The organism is Pseudomonas sp. 05T35, assembly GCF_056396605.1.
Genome location: NZ_JBFTLU010000305.1, coordinates 1 through 5,569, shown reverse-complemented (window position 1 = coordinate 5,569; position 5,569 = coordinate 1). Strand labels below are relative to the sequence as shown.

At 60.4% G+C, this 5,569-nt stretch carries 2 protein-coding genes; one reads left to right on the top strand and one right to left on the bottom strand.

What is annotated here, in order from left to right:
- Positions 1-47: 47 nt before the first annotated feature.
- Complete coding sequence (gene putA, locus AC1DH9_RS20905; protein WP_477808711.1) at positions 48-4,001, bottom strand: trifunctional transcriptional regulator/proline dehydrogenase/L-glutamate gamma-semialdehyde dehydrogenase; 3,954 nt, start codon at positions 3,999-4,001, stop codon at positions 48-50.
- Between the two features lie 460 nt (positions 4,002-4,461).
- Between putA and putP the strand changes: the two genes are divergently transcribed.
- On the top strand, positions 4,462-5,569 hold a 1,108-nt coding region (gene putP / locus AC1DH9_RS20900), incomplete at its 3' end, for a sodium/proline symporter PutP (RefSeq protein ID WP_477808710.1).

The following is a 5,569-nucleotide window of genomic DNA, read 5'->3' as shown; positions in this document are numbered from 1 at the left end:
GTTCAGCATTCCAGGCGCCTATTGCAGGCGCCTGGTCTTATGGCGGTTTAGCCGATCGTCATCAAGCTGGCATTACCACCTGCCGCAGCGGTGTTGACGCTCAATGCACGCTCGATCACCAGGCGTTCCAGCGCAATGTTGGTTTCGCCCTGCGACAGACCCTGAACCCCAACGATCGCTCCGGCGCGCYTGGCCACTTGCTGGCAGACCGCACGCAACTGGTCGGAATGGCCGTGATGCAGGACTGCATCGAACACCACTTCGTCCTTGTTCCAGTCCGCGACCAGCTTGATACGCGCTTGCACGTCTTTCGGCAGGCGAGCCAACAACGCTTTGCTCAGTTCACCTTCCGGCCACACCGCCGAGCCACCTACGGCCAGTACTGCAGCCAGTTGACTCAACAGATCGCTTTCGACTTCCGCCAGGCACAGCACGTGTTCACGCGGCAGGATGGCGTAGCTGTTGCGCTCGCCTGTCGGGCCGTTCAGCGTGCGGGTAATGCCGCTTTGCGATTGTGTCGTGAACTGCGTGCACAACGCGCTCAGTTCGGTCAGCTTGTGGCTGTCGGCCCAGGTTTTCAGGGCGGTCAGCGGTTTGCTCATGGCGTCACGCAGACGCACGTCCGGCGCGCTCAGGGTATCACCGCGAGCGAACGATTGTTCGATCGCGTCGGTAGGGCGCGTCGACAGCAAGCGGTACAGGTACAGCGGACCACCGGCTTTCGGGCCGGTACCCGACAGGCCTTCACCACCGAACGGCTGCACACCGACCACGGCACCGACGATGTTGCGGTTGACGTAGACGTTACCGGCGTTGACGTTGTCGATCACCTTGGCGATGGTCTCGTCGATACGGGTGTGCACGCCCAGCGTCAGGCCGTAGCCGGAAGCGTTGATCTGCCCGATCAGTTGATCGATGTCTTTGCGCTTGTAGCGCACCACGTGCAGCACCGGGCCGAAGATCTCCCGTTGCAATTCGTCGAAGCTTTCCAGTTCGATCAGGGTTGGCATGACGAACGTGCCGCGCTTGCATTCTTCCATGTCGGCGATGGCGACCTGGTAGACGTTGCGACCTTTGTCACGCATGGCCTGGATGTGTTTCTCGATGCCTGCTTTCGCTTCGGCGTCGATCACCGGGCCGATGTCCACGGACAGGCGCTCAGGGTTGCCGAGGCGGCATTCAGCCATGGCGCCCTTGAGCATTTCGATCACGCGGTCGGCGGAATCTTCCTGCAAGCACAGTACGCGCAGGGCCGAGCAGCGCTGGCCGGCACTGTCGAAGGCCGAGGACACCACGTCAATGACCACTTGTTCGGTCAGTGCCGAGGAGTCGACGATCATCGCGTTCTGGCCGCCGGTTTCGGCGATCAGCGGAATCGGACGGCCCTGGGCATCCAGACGACCGGCGACGTTGCGTTGCAGCAAGCGTGCAACTTCGGTGGAACCCGTGAACATCACGCCTTTGACCCGGTCGTCGCCGACCAGACGGGCACCGACGGTTTCACCACGACCCGGCAGCAGTTGCAGCACGCCTTCGGGAATCCCGGCTTCAAGCAGTATGCGCACGGCTTGAGCGGCCACCAGCGGTGTTTGCTCGGCCGGTTTGGCCAGTACCGGGTTACCGGCGGCCAGTGCGGCGGCGACTTGGCCGCTGAAGATTGCCAGCGGGAAGTTCCACGGGCTGATGCACACCACAGGACCCAATGGGCGGTGGGCGTCGTTGGTGAAATCGTTGCGTGCCTGCACCGCGTAGTAACGCAGGAAGTCCACGGCTTCACGCACTTCGGCAATCGCGTTGGCAAAGGTCTTGCCAGCTTCACGAGCCAATAGGCCCATCAGCGGCTGAATCTCGCCTTCCATCAAATCGGCGGCACGTTCGAGAATTGCGGCGCGCTCGGCGGGCGGGGTGGCCTGCCAGATCGGAGCAGCGTTCAGTGCGCACTGGATGGCATTGTCGACGTCGGTGACGGTGGCTTCTTGCACATGACCGACCACGTCACGCAGGTCCGACGGATTCAACACCGGTGCCGGGGTTTCAGCGCTGGCGGCGCAACCCAGCATCGGCGTGGCTTTCCAGTTGTTGTGGGCGGTGGCCAACAGGGCGCAGGACAGCGATGCCAGGCGATGTTCGTTGGCCAGGTCGATGCCGCTGGAGTTGGCACGCTCGCTGCCATAGAGGTCACGCGGCAGCGGGATACGCGGGTGCGGCAGACCGAAGCCGCCTTCCAGCGTCGCCATCTGCTCGATGCTGCTCACCGGATCGGCTACCAGCTCCTGAATCGAGATCGACTGGTCGGCGATACGGTTGACGAACGAAGTGTTCGCGCCGTTTTCCAGCAGGCGACGTACCAGGTACGCCAACAGTGTTTCGTGAGTGCCGACCGGTGCGTACACGCGGCACGGACGGTTCAGCTTGCCTTCGGAAACCTTGCCTACAACCTGTTCGTACAGCGGTTCGCCCATGCCGTGCAGGCACTGGAACTCGTACTGGCCGGGGTAATAGTTCTGACCGGCAATGTGATAAATCGCCGACAGGGTGTGGGCGTTGTGCGTGGCGAACTGCGGGTAGATGACTTCCGGCACCGAGAGCAGTTTGCGCGCGCAGGCAATGTAGGAAACGTCGGTGTACACCTTGCGGGTGTAGACCGGATAGCYTTCCAGGCCTTCGACCTGGGCGCGCTTGATTTCGCTGTCCCAGTAGGCGCCTTTCACCAGGCGGATCATCAGGCGATGACGGCTGCGGCGAGCCAGGTCGATCACGTAGTCGATCACATACGGGCAACGCTTCTGGTAGGCCTGGATCACGAAACCGATACCGTTCCAGCCGGTCAGTTGCGGCTCGAAGCACAGGCGCTCGAGCAGATCCAGCGACAGCTCGAGGCGGTCGGCTTCTTCGGCGTCGATGTTCAGGCCGATGTCGTATTGCTTGGCCAGCAGGGTCAGCGACAGCAGGCGCGGGTACAGCTCGTCCATCACGCGCTCGTACTGGGCACGGCTGTAACGCGGGTGCAGGGCCGAGAGCTTGATCGAGATGCCCGGGCCTTCATAAATGCCACGACCGTGGGACGCCTTGCCGATCGAGTGGATGGCTTGCTCGTAGGACGCGAGGTATTTCTGCGCGTCATGTTCGGTCAGTGCGGCTTCACCGAGCATGTCGTAGGAATAGCGGAAGCCTTTGGCTTCGAACTTGCTGGCGTTGGCCAGGGCTTCGGCGATGGTTTCGCCGGTGACGAACTGCTCGCCCATCAGGCGCATGGCCATGTCGACGCCCTTGCGGATCATCGGCTCGCCGCTTTTACCGATGATCCGGCTCAGGGACGAAGTCAGGCCGGCTTCGTTGTGGGTGGCGACCAGTTTGCCGGTCAGCAACAGTCCCCAGGTGGCAGCGTTGACGAACAGCGACGGGCTATTGCCCAGGTGTGGCTGCCAGTTACCGGTGCTGATCTTGTCGCGGATCAGTGCATCGCGAGTGCCTTTGTCCGGGATACGCAGCAGCGCTTCGGCCAGGCACATCAGCGCCACGCCTTCCTGGGACGACAGGGAAAATTCCTGCAACAGGCCCTGAACAATACCTGCACGGCCGCCGGCGCTCTTCTGATTGCGCAGTTTTTCCGCAATCGAGGCGGCGAGCTTGTTGGTAGCTTCGGCCATCGGCGCTGGCAGGCGAGCCTGCTCGATCAGCATCGGCACCACTTCCGGCTCCGGCCGACGGTAGGCGGCAGTGATCGATGCACGCAGCACCGATTGCGGGAGGATGCTTTCAGCGAATTCGAGGAAGCACTGATGGGCGTGATCGACGTGGACCTCGGCGCCTTCATCGGCTTCGGAGCGGGTCAAGCCGCTCAGCTCGGTCAGGGTTGCACCACCCTCGAGTTTTTCCAGGTAATTGAAAATCGCCTGTTTGATCAGCCAATGCGGCGTGCGATCAATCGAGGTCGCGGCAGCTTTGAGGCGCTCGCGGGTCGGGTCATCGAGTTTGACCCCAAGGGTGGTGGTAGCCATATTTTTATCCTCATGTTTGCCACGACTGCGTGGCATCAGCTGGCGGCAAGATTAGCCGTGCGCCGAAAGAGGTGCAACCGGGTGCAACCCTTTTTTTGTCGGAATAATCGGCAGCTTGTCAGGAAATAAATTCTGGTATGGGAGCATCGCTCCTGCTTGGTGCTTTTTACGGTAGTCGCGGAAGGTTCTTGCTCCGAAAAGGAGCAAAAAATGGTGTTTAAAAGAAATTACGTACCAGGTGCAACTTATTCCCAAGAAACTGGTTGCACCTTATTTGCTTTGTTGAATAGCATTCGCGTCCAAGGTGCAACCGCCATTGATGCGGTTCATCGGCTGATGGCTTTCCTGGGGAAACATCAGTCATAAATGCGCGGATGCCCTGATCGTCTCTCAAACGTCATTGTTTGGCGGCCGCTCAGCAGACCGCCGCTACATAAAAACAAAGCCAGGGCGTAACTCAATGAGTGCAAGCAATCCAACCTTGATCACGTTCGTGATCTACATCGCAGYCATGGTGCTGATCGGCTTCATGGCCTATCGCTCCACCAACAACCTTTCTGACTACATTCTGGGTGGCCGCAGCCTTGGCAGCGTCGTGACCGCGCTTTCCGCGGGTGCCTCCGACATGAGTGGCTGGTTGTTGATGGGCCTGCCGGGCGCCATCTACATGTCGGGTCTGTCGGAAAGCTGGATCGCCATCGGCCTGATCGTCGGTGCGTACCTGAACTGGCTGTTCGTGGCCGGCCGGCTGCGCGTGCAGACCGAACACAACGGCGATGCGCTGACGCTGCCGGATTACTTCTCCAGCCGTTTTGAAGACAAGAGTGGTTTGCTGCGGATCATCTCTGCCGTTGTGATCCTGGTGTTCTTCACCATTTATTGCGCTTCCGGCATCGTGGCCGGTGCCCGTCTGTTTGAAAGCACCTTTGGCATGTCCTACGAGACTGCATTGTGGGCCGGCGCTGCGGCGACGATTGCCTACACCTTCGTCGGTGGTTTCCTGGCGGTGAGCTGGACTGACACCGTACAAGCCACGCTGATGATCTTCGCTTTGTTGCTGACACCAATCATCGTGCTGCTGGCTACCGGCGGTATCGACACCACCTTCCTGGCCATCGAAGCACAAGATCCAGGCAACTTCGACATGCTGAAAAACACCAGCTTCATCGGCATCATTTCGCTGATGGGCTGGGGGCTGGGCTACTTCGGTCAGCCGCACATCCTGGCGCGCTTCATGGCGGCGGACTCGGTCAAGTCGATTGCCAACGCGCGTCGCATCTCCATGACCTGGATGATTCTGTGCCTGGGCGRCACCGTGGCGGTGGGCTTCTTCGGTATTGCTTACTTCTCGGCGAACCCGGCCATGGCAATGCCGGTGAGTGAAAACCACGAGCGTGTATTCATCGAACTGGCCAAGATCCTGTTCAATCCATGGATCGCCGGCGTGCTGCTGTCGGCCATTCTGGCTGCCGTGATGAGCACCCTGAGCTGCCAATTGCTGGTGTGCTCGAGCGCCCTGACCGAAGACATCTACAAATCCTTCCTGCGTAAAAACGCTTCCCAGGTTG